Here is a 17562-nt window from a genome sequence, read left to right as displayed (position 1 = left end):
CCCGGCCACGCAAAAAACAAAAGCCCTTATAATCGAAGGGATAACAGACAAGCGAACAACGATATGCCAGGCTCCAAACCGATCAAGCACTTCCTGCAGTTCTCCGACTTCACGCTCGACGAATTCAATTACGTCATCGAGCGCGCGACCGTCATCAAGCGCAAGTTCAAGGCCTACGAGGTTTACCACCCGCTGGTCGACCGCACGCTGGTGATGGTGTTCGAGAAAAGCTCGACCCGTACCCGCCTTTCCTTCGAAGCCGGCATGCACCAGCTCGGCGGCGCCGCGATCTACCTGAATACGCGCGACAGCCAGTTGGGCCGCGGCGAGCCGGTGGAAGACGCGGGCCAGGTGATGAGCCGCATGTGCGACATCATCATGGTGCGCACTTTCGGCCAGGACATCATCGAGCGCTTTGCCGCGCACTCGCGCGTCCCGGTCATCAATGGCCTGACCAACGAGCACCATCCTTGCCAGGTGCTGGCCGACATCTTCACCTTCCACGAGCACCGTGGCGCCATTACCGGCAAGACCGTGGCCTGGATCGGCGACGCCAACAACATGCTGTATTCCTGGCTGCAGGCGGCCGAGGTGTTCGGCTTCCACCTGAACATCGCCACGCCAAAGGGCTACGACCTCGACCCGAGCCTGGTGAGCACCAGCCGCTACACCCTGTTCGACAACCCGGCCGACGCCTGCGAAGGCGCGCACCTGGTCAGCACGGATGTGTGGACCAGCATGGGCTTCGAGAAGGAAAACGCCGAGCGCCTGAAGGCCTTTGATGGCTTCATCGTCGATGCCGCCAAGATGGCGCGCGCCACCCCGGACGCCCTGTTCATGCACTGCCTGCCGGCCCACCGCGGCGAGGAAGTCGCGGCCGAAGTCATCGACGGCCCGCAGTCGGTGGTCTGGGACGAGGCCGAGAACCGCCTGCACGTGCAGAAGGCGCTGATCGAATACCTGCTGCTCGGCCGCATCGAAGACAAGTAAAATACCCGGATTGTTAAGCAATACCCTTTGAAAGCACCACCCTTTGTTTGATCGTCGGCCGCCCTTCCTGCCCCCAGCAGGAAGGGCGGGCCGGCTGACCGACCTCCCCTCCCTCCACACTGGAACACCAATGAGCGACATCAAAAAAGTAGTTCTCGCCTACTCCGGCGGCCTCGACACCTCCGTCATCCTGAAATGGCTGCAAGACAATTACGGCTGCGAGATCGTCACCTTCACGGCCGACCTCGGCCAGGGCGAAGAACTCGAACCGGCACGCGCCAAGGCCATCAAGTTCGGCATCAAGCCGGAGAACATCTACATCGACGACGTGCGCGAAGAATTCGTGCGCGACTTCGTGTACCCGATGTTCCGCGCGAACACCGTCTACGAAGGCGAGTACCTGCTGGGCACCTCGATCGCGCGTCCGCTGATCGCGAAACGCCTGATCGAGATCGCCAACGCCACCGGCGCCGACGCCATCTCGCACGGCGCCACCGGCAAGGGCAACGACCAGGTGCGCTTCGAGCTGGGCGCCTATGCGCTGAAGCCGGACGTCAAGATCATCGCTCCATGGCGTGAATGGGACCTGCTGTCGCGCGAAAAACTGCTGAAGTACGCGGAAGACGCCGGCATCGCGGTGGACATGAAGCACAAGAACGGCGGCGCGCCCTACTCGATGGACGCCAACCTGCTGCACATCTCCTTCGAAGGCCGGCACCTGGAAAACCCGAGCGCCGAAGCCGAGGAATCGATGTGGCGCTGGACCGTGAGCCCGGAGCAGGCGCCGAACGAAGCCGAGTACCTCGACATCGAATACGAAAAGGGCGACATCGTGGCCCTGAACGGCAAGCGCATGACCCCGGCCGAAGTGCTGACGGAACTGAACCGCGTCGGCGGCAAGCACGGCATCGGCCGGCTTGACTTAGTCGAGAATCGCTACGTCGGCATGAAGTCGCGCGGCTGCTACGAAACCCCGGGCGGCACCATCATGCTGCGCGCCCACCGCGCGATCGAGTCGATCACGCTGGACCGCGAAGTGGCGCACCTGAAGGACGACCTGATGCCACGTTATGCTTCGCTGATCTATAACGGCTACTGGTGGGCGCCGGAACGCGTTGCGCTGCAGACGCTGATCGACCACACCCAGCAGACCGTGAACGGCTGGGTGCGCGTGAAGCTCTACAAGGGCAACGTGATCGTGGTGTCGCGCGACTCGAAGACCGATTCGCTGTTCGACATGAACATCGCCACGTTCGACGAAGACGGCGGCGCCTACAACCAGGCGGATGCGGGCGGCTTCATCAAGCTGAACGCGCTGCGCATGCGCATTGCTGCCAAGGCGCGCGCAAAACGTGGGCAATAAGGCGGCCAATAAACTCGCTGCTGATGAATGAAAAGCCGCCTTCGGGCGGCTTTTTTTATATCGTCGGAACCGGGGGGCCTCCCTAAAAAATCGCGCACGTGGGTAAAATATTGTTTTTACGACCACGGCCATGAACGACATCAGTGACAACCCCTGCCTGTCCTGCGGCGCCTGCTGCATGAGCTTTCGCGTCTCGTTCTATTGGGCCGAAGCCCTGGCCCTGCCCGACGATTTAACCGAGCACGTCACGCCGCACATCGCCTGCATGGCCGGCACCAACGCCGCCGCGCCGCGCTGCGCCGCCCTCGGCCGCGGTAGCGCCGGCCCGATGGCCTGCGGCGTCTACGAGGCCCGCCCCAGCCCCTGCCGCGAAGTCCAGATCGGCGACGACAAGTGCACGCGGGCGCGCGAACGCCACGGCCTGGCCTCGCTGCGGCACATGGCGTGATGGCCATGACGCGGTCGCCAGGCCGCGGTTCTCAGCCCTGCCGCCCGATGTGCGCGCAACAATTGGCGAGACTTCCGGCATCGCTTGCTGGCTATACTCGGCATCTGACCATACGCCCGGATAGCGCCCGCCACATTGCCATGACCCGTACCGTTCTCTTCCTTCTGTGCCTGGCAGCATCCACGGCCACCGCGGCGGCGCCGACAGGCAAGCCAGCCGCGGCCAGACCTGCGCCGGCGGCCTCGCCCGCCGCCGATGCATTCGGCGCCTTTGTCGCGGAAGCCGCGCTCGACGCATCGTCGGTGCATGTACGGTGGAACGACGACACCAGGGCATGGTTCAAGCAATACTTCAAGCGCAGCCTCGGCAGCCACGAACTCCTCAAGCCCAGGCCGCCTGGCCCGCCACAGGCGCTTGCCAGGTTCACCGTCGAGATCACGCAGTCCGAAGGCTTCGACACCGAGGAAGAAGCGGCGGCCTCCACGGGCCTGATGCCCATCCGCGTGCAGTGCCACCTGACGGCCAGGTACGCGCTTGCGCAGCAGGGGTGGGCGCTGCAGCAGGCGTCCTACTTCATCTCGGTCGACGACCGGCAGCCCGATCCAGCGACCCACACCGTGACGCGCGACGACATCCTGCACGATACCGGCGACGCATTCGGGTTTCGCTATGTGCTCGGGAAATGGATGAAGTAGGTTTCGTGCAGCCTTACACCTCGCGCAAATCCGCCACCGCCTGGCTGCCGAAGCCATCGGCCAGCAAATACGCCACCAGCTTGCGCGCGCAATCCTCGGGCGAGGACAAGCCGCCCTGCTCCTTCAATTGCACGAAGCGCTCGCGCAGCGGGAAGCGGTCTTCGCCGGTGGCGCGGATTTCGGCCTGCATGCCGGTGTCGATCACGCCCGGCGCCAGGCTGCATACGCGCACGGTGGCGTCGCCGTCGAGCAGCACCGCCTCCGCGTGCCGGTCGAGCGCGGCCTTGGTGGCGCAGTACACGCTCCAGCCGGGATAGGCCGAGCGCCCCGCCCCGCTCGACACGTGCAGGATGCGGCGCTCGGCGCCGGCCGTTGCCGCCACCACGCTCGCCGCCAGCGCCAGCGGCGCCGCGACGTTCAGGGTGACGGCGCGGATCGCCTGCAGCGGGTCCTGCCCGGCCAGCGGGCCGACCGGCGACACGATGCCGGCATTGTTCACCAGCAGCGCGGTGCTGCAGCCGGCCAGCCAGGCGCCCGCTTCGCCACGGCCCAGCCAGGCCGCCAAGGCCGCGCTGTCCGACAGGTCGAGCTCGATCTCGGTGAGCAGGCCGGGGTAGCGCGTGGCGGCGTCCGGCGAACGGCCGCGCGCCAGCCCGAGCACGGGAATGCCGCGCTCCAGCAGTTCCTGCGTGATGGCGGCGCCCAGGCCTTTGGTATGTCCGGTAACGATGGCTTTCATGCTTGTCTCCAGGATGATCATGAACAGGAGCATAGACGATCGCGCGCGCCTGCGCACTGTTGGGCCGAACCGACGCCGGCGTCGACTTGCAAACCAAATGTCAATGCCGCAGGGTAAAATGGGCGTCTTCCGATCAACCCTTCTCCATCGATGATATCCGACAGCGAGTTCCCCTCCAGTCTCCCCTGCCGCGTGCTGCTGGTCGGCAGCGCATCGCCCGTTGCCGCCGCCCTGGCCGAAACCCTGTCGGGCGTCGACGGCGTCGAACTGCACCAGGCCGACCAGTCCGAGGCACGCGAGCGCGCCGCCGTGCTGGCGCCGTCGGTGGTGCTGCAGGCCCTGCACGGATACGAGGATGGCGGCGGCTTCGTCCACGTCTGCCGCAAGAGCGACGTGCTGAAGGAGGTGCCGCTGCTGGTGATCGCGCCGCAGGCCGAGGCGGCGGCACGGGAAGCGGCCTTTGCCGCCGGCGCCACCGATTACCTGGCGCACCTGCCGGCGCGCACCGAATTGCTGGCGCGCGTGCGCTACCACGCCGACGCCCACCTGGCGCGCCAGCAGCGCGACGCCGCCGTCTGCCGCCTGCGTGCGAGCGAGGCGACCCTGGCCCGCGCCCAGGTCGAGATCGAGCAGCTCGCCGGGCTCGACGCCCTGACCGGCGTGGCCAGCCGCAGCCGCTTCGACCACGTGGCCCAGAACGAATGGCAGCGCGCGCGCCGCAATGGCCAGCCGCTGTCGGTGCTGGTCTGCGACGTCGACCATTTCGACCAGTTCAACGAGCGCCTGGGCCAGGATGCCGGGGACTTGTGTCTGAAGAAGCTGGCCGGCCTGCTGGTCGGGCAACTGAAGCGCCCGTCCGACCTGGCGGCGCGCTACAGCGGCAAGGCGTTTGCGATCATGCTGCCCGATACCAGCCTGGACGGCGCGGTGCGCGTAGCCGAAGCCTGCCGCGCCTCGCTCGAACGCCTGGCGCTGTCGCATCCGGCGCCGGAGCGGCGCGTGGTGACGATGTCGATCGGCGTGGCGTCGAGCGTGCCGGCCGAGGATGCCGGGCTGGAAACGCTGCTGGAACGTGCGGACGAGGCGCTGGAAGCGGCCAAGGCGCGCGGGCGCAACCGGGTGATGGCGCTGCGCGGCTGATGTAATGAGGTCGTAGGGTGGGCACTGGTGCCCACGCGGTACGGCGCCTGGATATTGCCAATCTGTGCAACGGGGCACGAATGCGTGCGGATCGGCTCTCCGCGTCATGTTCGACTGATCAATTGTAGTACCGCGTGGGCACAAGTGCCCACCCTACAACATCAAACGAACACCGGCTCCGGCTCCAGCGCCACCCCGAACTTCTCCAGCACATCCGCCTGGATCGCCCTGGCCAGCGCCAGCACTTCCGCACCGCTCGCCCCGCCATTATTCACCAGCACCAGCGCCTGCTTCGGATACACCCCGGCCGCGCCCATGCTGCGCCCTTTCCAGCCGCACTGGTCGATCAGCCAGCCGGCCGCCAGCTTCTCGCTCCCGTCCGCCTGCGCGTGGTGCACCAGTTGCGGAAAGCGCGCCAGCAGCGCCGCGCACTGCTCGCTTGTGACCACCGGATTCTTGAAGAAGCTGCCCGCATTCCCGATCAGCGCAGGATCGGGCAGCTTGCGGCGCCGGATCGCCACCACCGTTTCGCTCACCTGCCGGGGCGTCGGCTCGGCAATGCCCGCCTCCCGCAGCGCATTCGCCAGTTCGGCGTAGCGCAGGTTCGGCTGCCAGGCGCGCGGCAGGGCAAAGGTCACGTCCAGCACCACCAGGCTGGCCCCATCGGCATGCTTGAAAATGCTGTCGCGGTAGCCGAAGCGGCAATCGGCGGCGTTCAGCACGCGCTGTGTCCCCGTCGTCAGGTCGTAGGCGGTGAGCGAATGGAACACATCCTTGATTTCCAGGCCATAGGCCCCGATGTTCTGGATCGGCGCGGCGCCCACGGTGCCCGGGATCAGGGACAGGTTTTCCAGCCCGCCCAGCCCTTGCGCCAGGGTGAATTCGACAAAACCATGCCAGTTCTCGCCGGCGCCGGCGCGCACCAGCACGGCGCCGTTCTCTTCGCCGGCGATCGCGCGCCCGGGAATCGCCATGTGCAGCACCAGCGCCGCGACGTCGCGCGTGAGCAGGACATTGCTGCCGCCGCCGAGCACGAAGCGCGGCAGGCCGGCGGTGGCGGCATCGGTGCGCAGGCTATCGAGCTGGGCCGGATCGGTGATGCGCAGGTAGTGGCGTGCCCGGGCCGGCAGGCCGAAGGTGTTGAAAGGCTGGAGGGAAACGTCGTGTTCGATGGAGAGAATGGGCGGCATGAGCGCTGGTGGACGAGGCTGGAATCGGGGGAATTATAGAGCCAAGGTGCTGCGCCAAGGCAAAAACCATCCTCGCACAGGGGCTTGTCCGTTAAAATACCGCCACTTACAAATACAGCAGCTATAAGGAAAACACCATGCCATCGTTTGATGTGGTCTGCGAAGCAGACATGGTCGAAGTCAAGAACGCCGTCGAGCAATCGAACAAGGAAATCACCACCCGCTTCGACTTCAAGGGCAGCTCGGCCAAGGTCGAGCAGAAGGAACGCGAACTGACGCTGTTCGCCGACTCCGACTTCCAGCTCGGCCAGGTACGCGATGTGCTCATCAATAAAATGAGCAAGCGCAAGGTCGACGTGCGTTTCCTCGACGAGCAGAAGGTCGAGAAAATCGGCGGCGACAAGGTCAAGCAGGTGATCAAGGTGCGCAACGGCATCGAGTCCGAAGACGCCAAGAAGATCACCAAGCTGATCAAGGAAAGCAAGATGAAGGTGCAAGCCAGCATCCAGGGCGAGGCCGTGCGCGTGACCGGCAAGGACCGCGACATCCTGCAGGAAGCCATCGCCCTGCTGCGCAAGGACGTGCAAGACCTGCCGCTGGCGTTCAACAACTTCCGCGACTGAGCGGTCGCCCGACAGCAGCGGGACTGCGGCCAGGTCGGCGCCGCAGTCCTTTCATACGCCTCACCCACAATGAGCTGGGGTAGAATTGAGGCCGCATAAACTCGTTCCGGATTTGGCGTCGCCAGATTGAACGAGCGCACATTCGGTAGTGTTAAGGATAGCAATGAAACGTGTAGATGATTTCCGCCTGCGTCTGGGCAACAAGGAATATGTGCCCATCATGATCGGCGGGATGGGCGTGGACATCTCGACCTCCGAGCTGGCGCTGGAAGCAGCCCGCCTCGGCGGCATCGGCCACATCTCGGACGCCATGGTGCAGGACGTGTCGGACCGCAAGTTCGATACCACCTTCGTCAAGGACAAGACCAAGCTCTACAAGTTCAACATCAACAACATGGACAAGGCCGTGGTGCAGTTCGACCTCGAGCGCCTGGCCGAGGCGACCCGCCTGCACGTGGGCGCCACCATGGCAGCGAAAAAGGGGGATGGCCTGATCTTCGTGAACGTCATGGAAAAGCTGACCATGAATGCGCCGAAGGAAACCCTGCGCACCCGCCTGGCCTCGGCGCTCGACGCCGGCATCGACGGCATCACCATGTCGGCCGGCCTGCACCTGGGTTCCTTCGAGCTGATCAAGGACCACCCGCGCTTCCGCGAAGCCAAGCTGGGCATCATCGTGTCCTCGGTGCGCGCACTGCAGCTGTTCCTGCGCAAGGTTGCCAAGCTGAACCGCCCGCCCGATTTCATCATCGTCGAGGGTCCCCTGGCCGGCGGCCACCTGGGCTTCGGCTTCGACTGGAAGGAATACGACCTGCACACCATCATCGATGAGATCCTCGCCTACATGCGCGCGGAGAACATCGATATCCCGCTGATCGCGGCCGGCGGCGTGTTCACCGGCTCCGACGCCGTGCGCTTCCTGGAAAAAGGCGTGGGCGGCGTGCAGGTGGCGACCCGCTTCACCGTGACCCACGAGTGCGGCATGCCCGACAGCGTGAAGCAGGAATACTTCCGCGCCAGCGAGGAAGACATCATCGTCAACGGCATCTCGCCGACCGGCTACCCGATGCGCATGCTGAAGAGCACGCCGGCGATCGGTTCCGGCATCCGCCCGGGCTGCGAATCCTACGGCTACCTGCTGGACGCGACCGGCAATTGCGCCTACATCAATTCGTACAACCGCGAAGTACTGGCCAATCCGGACGTGAAAAATCCGCCGGTGATGGACAAGACCTGCCTGTGCACGCACATGCGCAACTACAACTGCTGGACCTGCGGGCACTACACCTACCGCCTGAAGGACACGACCCACAAGCTGGCCGACGGCTCCTACCAGATCCTGTCTGCCGAGCACGTGTTCAAGGACTACCAGTTCAGCGTGGACGACCAGGTGGCGCTGCCGGAAAAGCAGGAAAGCGCAGCCGCATAATACCCATTTCGGGTAAATACAGGTTTAGAATAGCCACGGTCAGCCGTGGCTTTTTTTATTTGTGCTCGGCCAGAGGAACTTCGGGAACGCAAGCGGACTTGACGAGTCCAACTAAGGTCTCCTTCGATCAAAGGCGCCCAGCATGTTCATGTCCCTTCCGACCGCGAATGCGGCCTTTCTCGTCGACGAGACCGGCATCATCATGACCTGGAACGACAGTTGCCAACGCCTGCTCGGCTTCAAGTCGTTTGATGCAATCGGGCAACCCGTTGGAGCCCTGCTGGTCGGCGTTACGATCGAGGACAAGGCCGAGCGCTGGCGTGGCATGGTGGCCGACCACGGGCGCACCAACAAGGTCGTGCTGCGCCATGCGGCCGGCAAGGATGTATATGCCCAGCTCGCGCTCTCGCCCCAGGCCGGGGCCGACGGCGCCGTCCACTACTGGGTCGCAGCCATCGACAACGTGCACGACGATTCCACGCCCGAGGCGGTGCAGGTCGGGCGCGCGCCGCTGGCCACCATCGTCGACACCCTGCCCGGCACTTTCTATGCGATCAACCGCGAGGGCCGCTACGTACTCTGGAACCGCAACCACGAGCGCATCACTGAAATGATGCCCGACGAACTCGCGGCCACCAACGCCGTCGAACTGTTCGACCTCAAGACCCGGCCGCTCATCGCGGAAAGCATCCGCCGCGTATTCGAGGACAACGAGGAAATCGAGATCGAAGCCGACTTCACCTCGCGCAGCGGACGCGTTACACCGGTACTGCTGTGCGGCTCGCGCGTCGCCTGCAATGGCGGCGAATACCTGTTCGGCATGGGGCTCGACCTGACCCGGCGCCGCGCCCAGGAGCACCAGTTGCGCCTGCGCGAGCGAGCCCTGCACGCGGCCAGCAACGGCATCGTCATCGCCCGCATCGACGGCAACGATTGCCCGATCGAATACGTGAACCCGGCCTTCGAGCGCATCACCGGCTATCCGGCAGCCGAAGTCATCGGGCGCGACTCGCGTTTCATGGCGGCGCCCGGCATGGACACCAACGAACGCGCCCAAGTGCGCGACGCCATTGCCGCGCGGCGCCCGATCAACGTGGTGTTTCGCAACATGCGCAAGAATGGCGAGCTGTTCTGGAACGACCTGAGCATCACCCCGGTGCTCGACGAACACGGCCAGTCCTGCCACTTCATCGGCGTCATCATGGACGTCACCGCCAGCAGGCAGCGTACCGCCCACCTCGAACACGAGGTAAACCACGATGCCCTCACCGGCCTGGCCAACCGCAATCTGTTGTGGGACCGCCTGGAACAGGCCCTGCACCTGGCCCAGCGCCAGAAGTCGCTGGTGGCCATCGTGCTGATCGACCTGAACAACTTCAAGACCATCAACGACACCCATGGCCACGAAGCCGGCGACGTGGTGCTGAAGGTCGTGGCCAAGCGCCTGCTGGCCTCGGTGCGCGACAGCGATACCGTAGCGCGCCTGTCCGGCGACGAATTCGTGCTGGTGCTGGTCAACCAGCCCTCGCTGCGCTTCACCCTGCGCATGATCGAGCGCCTGCGCCAGGGCCTGACCCAGCCGGTCTCGTTCATGCACAAGGAAATCGCGGTCGGCGCCAGCCTCGGGGTGTCGGTATATCCGCACGACGGCCACACCGCGGCCGAGCTGGTGCGCTCGGCCGACGTGGCGATGTACCACGCCAAGGCCACCGGCCGCAACGAGATCTATTTCTTTTCCAACGACATGAAGTCGACCACCGACGCGCGCCAGCAGCTCGACGCCGGCATGGCGCAGGCCATTGAGCGCGGCGAGCTCTTCATGCTGTACCAGCCCTGCATCGACGCCCGCAGCGGCAGCGTGAAGAGCTTCGAGGCGCTGTTGCGCTGGCGCCATCCCGAGCGCGGTGTGCTGCTGCCGTCGGCTTTTTTGCTGGAAGCCGAGGAGAACGGCCGCATCGTCCAGTTCGGCGCCTGGGTGCTGGACCAGGCCTGCGCTTTCCTGCACGAATTGAAGGAGCTCGGCGTGACCGGGGTGCCGGTATCGGTGAACGTCTCGGCGCGTGAATACGTGCAGCAGGATTTCGTCGCGAATATCGCCCGGCGCCTGGCCGCGCATGGGCTGGCGCCGGACAGCCTGCAGATCGAATTGCGCGAGGAAGCGCTAATCCGCAACCCGGGCCAGGTGCGCGACCTGGCGGCGCAGCTGCGCGAACTCGGGCTGACGCTGTCGGTGGACGAGTTCGGGCACGGCATGAGCGACCTCGGCTTTTTGCGCGAACTGTCGGTGGGGCAGCTGAAACTGTCGAAGCAGGCCGTGCACGCAATTGCCGACGACGATGCGCGCGAAGGCAGCGTCATGGCGCGCACGCTCATCGATATCGGACACAACCTCAAGATGCCGGTGATCGGCGAAGCGGTGGAAACGCGTTCGCAGATGGAGTTTCTCAAGGCGCATGGCTGCGAGGGCTTGCAGGGGACGTGGCTGGGCGAGCCGATGGAGGCGGAGGCAGCGCGCGAGCTGGTGCGGGACCGGATGCCGGCGTGATGTTGACGCTGCAGATGCGCTGCGGAGAAAGCGATTTCAGCCACAGCGTATCCCGTACGGTGGGGGTGTAGAGCCCGGGGGGCTCTACACCGAAGTGCCCACGCGGTTACGTGTTACTCCACTTCCGTTGGCGGGTGCGCTTCGCTCGCTGGCGTATGCAATGATTCGTAACGCCAACCCAAACGCATCGATACCTTACCGTCTATCGCATGCGCCTGCGAGCGAACATTCACCGCTCCGTATCAAAGCACACGCCCGTAACCGCGTGGGCACGGAGTGCCTTGCGCGGCCCGGCCCACCGTACGGACATCGCCGCTAGTCGAATCAACCTTCGCTGGTGATTCGATGAATCAAGGCCCCCAGCACATCCTCCGCCATCTCGTTCGCCACCTGGCAGGTCCCCGCATTCTCATGCCCGCCGCCGCCATATTCGAGCATCAGCGCCCCGATATTCGTCTGCGAACTCCGGTTCAGGATCGACTTGCCCGTCGCGAACACCGTATTCTGGTTCTTCAATCCCCACAGCACGTGGATCGAGATGTTCGTTTCCGGGAACAGCGCATAGATGATGAAGCGGTTCCCCGCATAGATCGTTTCTTCATTACGCAAGTCCAGCACCACCAGGTTGCGCTCGACCCGCGCGCAGCGGCGGATCTGTTCCTTGCAGCGCTCGCTGTGTTCGAAATACAGCCGGGTCCGCTCCTGCACGTCGGCCAGCGCCATGATCTGGTCGATGTTCAAGGTGCGGCAGGCGTCGATCAGCGCCATCATCAGCTGGTAGTTGGAAATGCGGAAGTCGTGGAAGCGCCCCAGCCCGGTGCGCGCGTCCATCAGGAAGTTGAGCAGGTTCCAGCCGCTCGGCTCCAGTACCTCGCTGCGGGTAAAGCGCGCTGCGTCGGCCTTGTCGACCGCCGTCATCATCTCGGCCCAGCTGGCCGGGAAGGCAGCGCCGCCGTAATGGTCCCAGACCACGCGCGCGGCCGAGGGGGCGTTCGGCTGGATCACGTGGTTGGCGCGCAGTCCGGTATTGCGCATCGTTTCCGACAGGTGGTGGTCGAACACCAGGTGCGCGCCGGCCACATACGGCAAATTGGTGGTGATATCGCGGCTGGTGATGGCGATCTTCCCGTCCTGCATGTCCTTGGGGTGGACGAACAGGATGTCGTCGATCAGGTCCAGGTGTCTCAGGAGGACGGCGCAGACCAGGCCATCGAAATCGCTGCGGGTGACGAGACGGAATCGAGCAGGAACGGCAGACATCGGCATACCCTTTCATCGAACGGATCATGGGCTGGCGCGGCCAGGAAGTGAATTCATCATACCGCGCAAAATTTCCGATGGACAGCTTTTGTGTGTATATTCGGCAACTTACAACGCCGCGGCAGGCGTCTGCATGCAGCCTGTTGCCCGCTTTGTGCAGGCTGTCGCACAGCGCGTGCGGGGTGAGCATCCTGGCGCTAGAGTTGTGTCATTCCAACACAGCGAGACCGGCGGCGATGTATTCCAGGCATCACTTTTTCGTCACCGGGCGGCGGCAACGCGGTACACTCGCACCCGCAATGACACCTGACAAACACCTGACCATGCAAGCGCGCAGCTCTGCCCATTACTACTTTTCCGGCACCTTGTCGTGGCTGTACCGCGCCTTCGACAGCGTGGCCACCTGGGTGACGCAACTGTCGTGGTGGAAGTTTTTCCTGTTCGCCGCGCTGATGCTGATCGCCGGCACCATCTTGCAGGAAGAGCTGTTTTCCGGCAGCGACGAAGAGCCGCGCCTGGAACGCGGCGAGCGCAAGGAGCGGGCCAGCATCACCATCGACGACAGCGGCATCCGCTTCAATTCGCGCAACAAGAATCCGCCGGCCGCGCCCGGCGCGCCCCCGGCCCCGCCCGCCCCGCCTGGCGCCCCGGCGGCGCCCGCAGCCCCCGGCACACCCGCCGCGCCGGCTGCTCCCGAACTCAGCCTGCCGAAAGGCGTGCACCCGAGCGGCGACTCAGTCCACATCGAACTGCCGCCGCAGATCGCCGAGGAGTTGTCGGTGGCGATCGAAGGCGCGGTCGACGATGCGGCCGAGGCCAGGGTGTCGCGTTATCACAAGCAGGCCTCGACCTGGTTCACGAGTTTCGTCTGGCTGCTGGTGCTGGCCCTGTTCGGCACCAAGGCCCTGGTTGGCGGCAAGAAGCGCGCGGAACTGCAGACCCGCACCGCGAATGCCGCTGCCGAGCGCGAATCGATGCAGCGCCAGCTCTCCGAAACCAGGATGCAGATGATGCAGGCGCAAGTGGAACCGCATTTCCTGTTCAACACCCTGGCCTCGGTCGAGCACCTGATCGAAACCAACCCGCCGCGCGCCTCGGCCATGCAGCGCAGCCTGATCCAGTACCTGCGCGCCGTGCTGCCTCAGATGCGCGACAACATCCTGGTCACCAACCTCGGGCGCGAGGTCGACATGGTCAGCGCCTACCTGAACCTGCTCAAGATGCGCATGGAAGAACGGCTGACGGTGGACATGCAGATTCCCGAGGGCCTGCGCAACGCCGCCTTCCCGCCGATGATGCTGCAATCCATGGTCGAGAATGCGATCAAGCACGGCCTGGAATGCAAGCCCGAAGGCGGCACCCTGAAGATCGTGGCCGACGTGGCCGACGGCAAGCTGCGCTTGACCGTGACCGACGATGGCGTGGGCTTTGGCGTGGTGCCGAGCAATGGCACCGGCCTGGGCCTGCCGACCATCCGCGAACGCCTGCGCCTGCTGCACGGCGACGCGGGGCAATTGCACATCGCCTCGAACAGCCCGACCGGCGTGATCGCCATGGTCGAGGTGCCTTACGAGGTGTCCAGATAAGCAGGCCGGATACCTTGCCTGCCGCGCTGTTTTCTTGAATAATTGTCACTCTCTTCCCTCACCGACCGGACCACGCCATGCCTACCGCAATCATTGCCGACGACGAAAGACTGATGCGCGACCAATTGCGCATGCGCCTGGAACAGGTGTGGCCGGAACTGGACATCGTGGGCGAGGCCAAGAACGGCGAGGAAGCCGTGGAGCTGGTCGGCCAGTTCAAGCCCGACCTGACTTTCCTCGACATCCGCATGCCGGGCAAGACCGGCATGGAAGCGGCGGCCGAGATCGGCGACCGCAGCCAGATCGTGTTCGTGACCGCCTACGACCAGTATGCGGTCGAGGCCTTCGAGCGCGGCGCGGTGGACTACGTGCTGAAACCGTCCGAGCCCGAGCGCCTGAAGGTGACCGTCGAGCGCCTGAAGGCGCGCCTCGACAAGCCGGGGGCGGTGGTCAACGACAGCGTGACGGCCATGCTGTCGCAGCTGGCGGAAAAGATCGCGGCGCCCAAGCCCAAGCATCTGCAATGGATCCAGGCCAGCATCGGCTCGGACCTGCGCATGATCCCGGTCGAGGAAATCCTGTTCTTCCGTTCCGACGAAAAATATACCTGCGTCCAGACCGAGAAGTTCGAGGCCCTGATCCGCAAACCCGTGCGCGACCTGGCCGACGAGCTCGACCCCTCGCTGTTCTGGCAAATCCACCGCGCCACGCTAGTGAACGTGAATGCGATCGAAGGCGTGACGCGCGATATCCGCGGGCGGCACCTGGTGCTGATCAAGGGGCGGCCGGAGAAGCTGGAAGTGAGCCGCAGTTTCCTGCATCTGTTCAAGCAGATGTAAAGGTGTCAGCTTGGCACGGTGGGTTCGAGCCGCACGCGGACCGACCCACCCTACCGTTGGCTTTCGTAGGGTGGGTACTTGTACCCACCATGTTCCGCCCCCACGCCCTCCCCGCGTGCTTGTCGCCCCTCAAACCTGCCCATCGGTTCGCGCCGTATCGTAGCGATTGGTCCGCGCCGCGGACCGCTTCGCTTCATCTCGGACGCAGGACTTTCCATGACTCTACAGCGCAACCCGCGCCGGCGCGGGCGCGGCGCGGCACTCTTCGCGCTCGGCCTGCTCGGCGGGCACATGGTTGCCCGCTTGAACACCGACAGCCACGGCGATGCGCCGTCCCAGCACAGCCGCCGCATCGTCGACAATGCCGGCGAAGCCATCATCTCGGCCGACGAATTCAGCCGCGTGGTGCTGGCCAACCCGGCGGCGGCGGCCATGTTCGGCGTGAGCGTGGCGCAGATGCTGGGCCAGCCGCTGGCGCGCTTCATCCGTGCCCCGGCCGACGCCGGCCATAGTCCGCTCGACCACTTCCAGGGCGGGCGCGCCGGGCGCCGTTCCACCGACTACGCCGCGGTCGGTATCCGCGCTGGCGGCACCTTCCCCATCGAAGGCTCGATCACCGACGCCTTCCAGGACGGCGTCACCCTGTATACCATCATCCTGCGCGACGTGTCCGAGCGCCAGCGCGTGCAGCAGAAGCTGGCGCGCTCGCACGACCAGCTGCGCCAGCTGTCGGCGGCCCTGCAGACTATCCGCGAGGAAGAGCGCACCCATATCGCGCGCGAACTGCACGACGACCTCGGCCAGTTGCTGGCCTCGCTGCGCATGGACCTGACCCTGCTGCGCGAAGCCTGCGGCAACGCCGAGGACGCGGCGCGCCTGATCAGCGGCATGGATGCCAACCTGCTGACCGCGATCGCCTCGCTGCGCCGCATCGCCACCAACCTGCGTCCGCGCGCGCTCGACGAAGGCGGCCTGTATTTCGCACTGCAAGGGCTGCGCGACGATTTCGTCGAGCGCCACGGGATTGCCTGCGAGCTGCTGGCCGACGAAGCCGAACTGCGCCTCGACGACGGCGCCAGCACCGCCATCTTCCGCATCGTGCAGGAAGCGCTGACCAATGTGGCGCGCCACGCACAGGCAACCCATGTCACGCTCACGCTCTACCGCAGCAACGGCGATTTGCTGGTGACCATCCGCGACGATGGCCGCGGCATCGTCGATGCCGACATGGAAAAGGCCGAGTCCCTGGGCCTGGTGGGGATGCGCGAACGGGTCTGGGGCCTGCAGGGACAGATCAGCATCGGGCCCGACAATGGCAGCGGCGGCACCCGCATCGACATCGTGCTGCCGATTCGCGGGCATACGGTTTAGCCGGTTTTTGTCAATGCGTTATTTTTACAACACTGTCATCAAATCGACATAATGTTCCGATAAGATTCGCTCGACCTTGAGTTTGCCGCAAGCTAACTCAATCCTTCGTCGAACCTTATTGGAGATCTTCATGCAATACAAAGCCCTGGCCGCAGCGCTGATCACGTCCCTCCCGCTGTTCGCGCATGCGCAGAGCAACGTCACCATCTACGGCGTCATGGATGCGGCCATCGCTGTCGAAGACACCGACGCGCCGGGCGAATCGCGCCGTACCGTCGTCAACTCGGGCAACCAGTCGAGCAGCCGCCTCGGCTTCCGCGGCACCGAAGATCTGGGCAATGGCCTGAAAGCCATCTTCAACATCGAATCCGGCGTACGCCTCGATACCGGCGCCGCCGATACCGACCTGTTCGGCCGCCGCGCCGTGGTCGGCCTGCAAGGCGCCTTCGGCCAAGTGACCGTGGGCCGCGAGTACAGCCCGATCGCCTCGGTCGCCGCCGCCACCGACGCCTTCGGCCAGGGCTTCTACGGCAGCAACCTCTCGGCATTCGGCACCAACCGCATGACCCGCCGCCTGAGCAACTCGGTCAACTACAAGAGCAACCCGATGGGCGGCTTCAGCGTCCTGGCGGCCTATTCGGCCGGCGAGCGCACCACCGATCCGTCGGCCGACCTGTGGGGCGTGGCCGTGGAATACGCGAACGGCGGCCTGTACCTGGGCGCCGGTTACCACAACTACGAGCGCCTGGCGACCGGCGACGACAAGGAATACGCCTTCGGCGCCGGCTTCAAGTTCGGCGACTTCGACCTGAAGGGTAACTACCTGGTCGCCGACCAGACCGGCAACAACAACAAGTTCGAGCAGATCAACGTCGGCGGCGTGTACACCGCGGGCGCGAACAAGTTCTACGCCAACGTGCAGCGCAACGAAATCGACAATGGCGCCAAGGGCAATGCCTGGGCCGTGGCCTACAGCTACGCACTGTCGAAGCGCACCAACGTCTACACGACCTACGGCACCATGCGCAACAACGCCCGCGGCGTGTTCGGCCTGACCGCATCGACCCCGAGCATCACCCCGGCCGCGACTGCGCTGGGCACCGATCCGAGCGCCTTCACGCTGGGTATTCGTCACACGTTCTAAGTTGACGGTGTCGCCGCCCGATATGCGCGGGGCTATCGTGTTGGCTCTGGCCCGATACGCGTAGGGTGGGCTCTTGAGCCCACGCGGTGCGAAGCTTGAAACAACGAGGCCGATGATCTCGCAGAGATGCGATGATCATCGGCCTTTGTCATAAACAGGCATTTTGACGTTCAACAGTCGTACCGCGTGGGCACAAGTGC

General features: G+C 64.8%; 15 protein-coding genes. 12 read left to right on the top strand and 3 right to left on the bottom strand.

The window, feature by feature from the left end; all coding sequences use genetic code 11:
- The first annotated feature begins 63 nt into the window (after positions 1-63).
- From argF to ACWYRN_RS16820, 4 genes are all read left to right on the top strand, one after another.
- The gene (gene argF / locus ACWYRN_RS16835) at positions 64-990 is read left to right on the top strand and encodes an ornithine carbamoyltransferase (RefSeq protein WP_229439420.1); all 927 of its coding nucleotides are present in this window, start codon (positions 64-66) and stop codon (positions 988-990) included.
- Positions 991-1120: 130 nt separating this feature from the next.
- Positions 1121-2353, top strand: coding sequence for an argininosuccinate synthase (locus ACWYRN_RS16830; RefSeq protein ID WP_488688721.1), 1233 nt, complete (start codon positions 1121-1123; stop codon positions 2351-2353).
- 130 nt (positions 2354-2483) lie between these two features.
- Positions 2484-2801 (top strand): YkgJ family cysteine cluster protein, encoded by a 318-nt coding sequence (locus tag ACWYRN_RS16825; RefSeq protein WP_488688720.1) that lies wholly within the window; start codon positions 2484-2486, stop codon positions 2799-2801.
- Positions 2802-2941: 140 nt separating this feature from the next.
- On the top strand, positions 2942-3496 hold the full coding sequence (locus ACWYRN_RS16820; RefSeq protein WP_488688719.1) for a hypothetical protein: 555 nt from the start codon (positions 2942-2944) through the stop codon (positions 3494-3496).
- Positions 3497-3509: 13 nt separating this feature from the next.
- Here ACWYRN_RS16820 and ACWYRN_RS16815 read toward each other — a convergent pair whose 3' ends face one another.
- Positions 3510-4235: an SDR family oxidoreductase gene (locus ACWYRN_RS16815; protein WP_488688718.1), complete on the bottom strand. Its 726-nt coding sequence runs from the start codon at positions 4233-4235 to the stop codon at positions 3510-3512.
- Between the two features lie 150 nt (positions 4236-4385).
- Between ACWYRN_RS16815 and ACWYRN_RS16810 the strand changes: the two genes are divergently transcribed.
- Entirely contained in the window at positions 4386-5375 is a 990-nt protein-coding gene (locus tag ACWYRN_RS16810; protein ID WP_488688717.1) for a GGDEF domain-containing protein, read from the top strand.
- A 161-nt stretch (positions 5376-5536) separates the two neighbouring features.
- Here ACWYRN_RS16810 and murB read toward each other — a convergent pair whose 3' ends face one another.
- A complete protein-coding gene (gene murB / locus ACWYRN_RS16805) occupies positions 5537-6565 on the bottom strand; it encodes a UDP-N-acetylmuramate dehydrogenase (RefSeq protein WP_488688716.1) in 1029 nt (342 codons plus the stop codon).
- A 137-nt stretch (positions 6566-6702) separates the two neighbouring features.
- Between murB and ACWYRN_RS16800 the strand changes: the two genes are divergently transcribed.
- From ACWYRN_RS16800 to ACWYRN_RS16790, 3 genes are all read left to right on the top strand, one after another.
- On the top strand, positions 6703-7188 hold the full coding sequence (locus ACWYRN_RS16800) for a YajQ family cyclic di-GMP-binding protein (RefSeq protein ID WP_229439434.1): 486 nt from the start codon (positions 6703-6705) through the stop codon (positions 7186-7188).
- A gap of 163 nt (positions 7189-7351) precedes the next feature.
- On the top strand, positions 7352-8617 hold the full coding sequence (locus ACWYRN_RS16795) for a nitronate monooxygenase (protein WP_488688715.1): 1266 nt from the start codon (positions 7352-7354) through the stop codon (positions 8615-8617).
- A gap of 142 nt (positions 8618-8759) precedes the next feature.
- The gene (locus ACWYRN_RS16790; RefSeq protein WP_488688714.1) at positions 8760-11162 is read left to right on the top strand and encodes a sensor domain-containing protein; all 2403 of its coding nucleotides are present in this window, start codon (positions 8760-8762) and stop codon (positions 11160-11162) included.
- A gap of 324 nt (positions 11163-11486) precedes the next feature.
- Here the strand turns inward: ACWYRN_RS16790 and ACWYRN_RS16785 are convergent, their stop codons facing one another.
- Positions 11487-12422 carry an exopolyphosphatase gene (locus tag ACWYRN_RS16785; RefSeq protein WP_488692832.1) on the bottom strand — a complete coding sequence of 312 codons (936 nt, stop codon included), beginning with the start codon at positions 12420-12422 and terminating at the stop codon, positions 11487-11489.
- A gap of 323 nt (positions 12423-12745) precedes the next feature.
- Between ACWYRN_RS16785 and ACWYRN_RS16780 the strand changes: the two genes are divergently transcribed.
- The 4 genes from ACWYRN_RS16780 (at position 12746) to ACWYRN_RS16765 (ending at position 17362) form a co-directional block, all read left to right on the top strand.
- Positions 12746-14008 carry a sensor histidine kinase gene (locus tag ACWYRN_RS16780; protein ID WP_488692831.1) on the top strand — a complete coding sequence of 421 codons (1263 nt, stop codon included), beginning with the start codon at positions 12746-12748 and terminating at the stop codon, positions 14006-14008.
- Positions 14009-14085: 77 nt separating this feature from the next.
- A complete protein-coding gene (locus ACWYRN_RS16775; RefSeq protein ID WP_229438855.1) occupies positions 14086-14847 on the top strand; it encodes a LytR/AlgR family response regulator transcription factor in 762 nt (253 codons plus the stop codon).
- A 216-nt stretch (positions 14848-15063) separates the two neighbouring features.
- A complete protein-coding gene (locus ACWYRN_RS16770) occupies positions 15064-16218 on the top strand; it encodes a PAS domain-containing sensor histidine kinase (RefSeq protein WP_488688713.1) in 1155 nt (384 codons plus the stop codon).
- Between the two features lie 130 nt (positions 16219-16348).
- Positions 16349-17362 carry a porin gene (locus tag ACWYRN_RS16765; protein WP_229438853.1) on the top strand — a complete coding sequence of 338 codons (1014 nt, stop codon included), beginning with the start codon at positions 16349-16351 and terminating at the stop codon, positions 17360-17362.
- The last annotated feature ends 200 nt before the right edge of the window (positions 17363-17562 follow it).

This window comes from Massilia sp. BAP21, from assembly GCF_057801335.1.
This window is presented reverse-complemented; position numbering and strand designations above follow the sequence as displayed.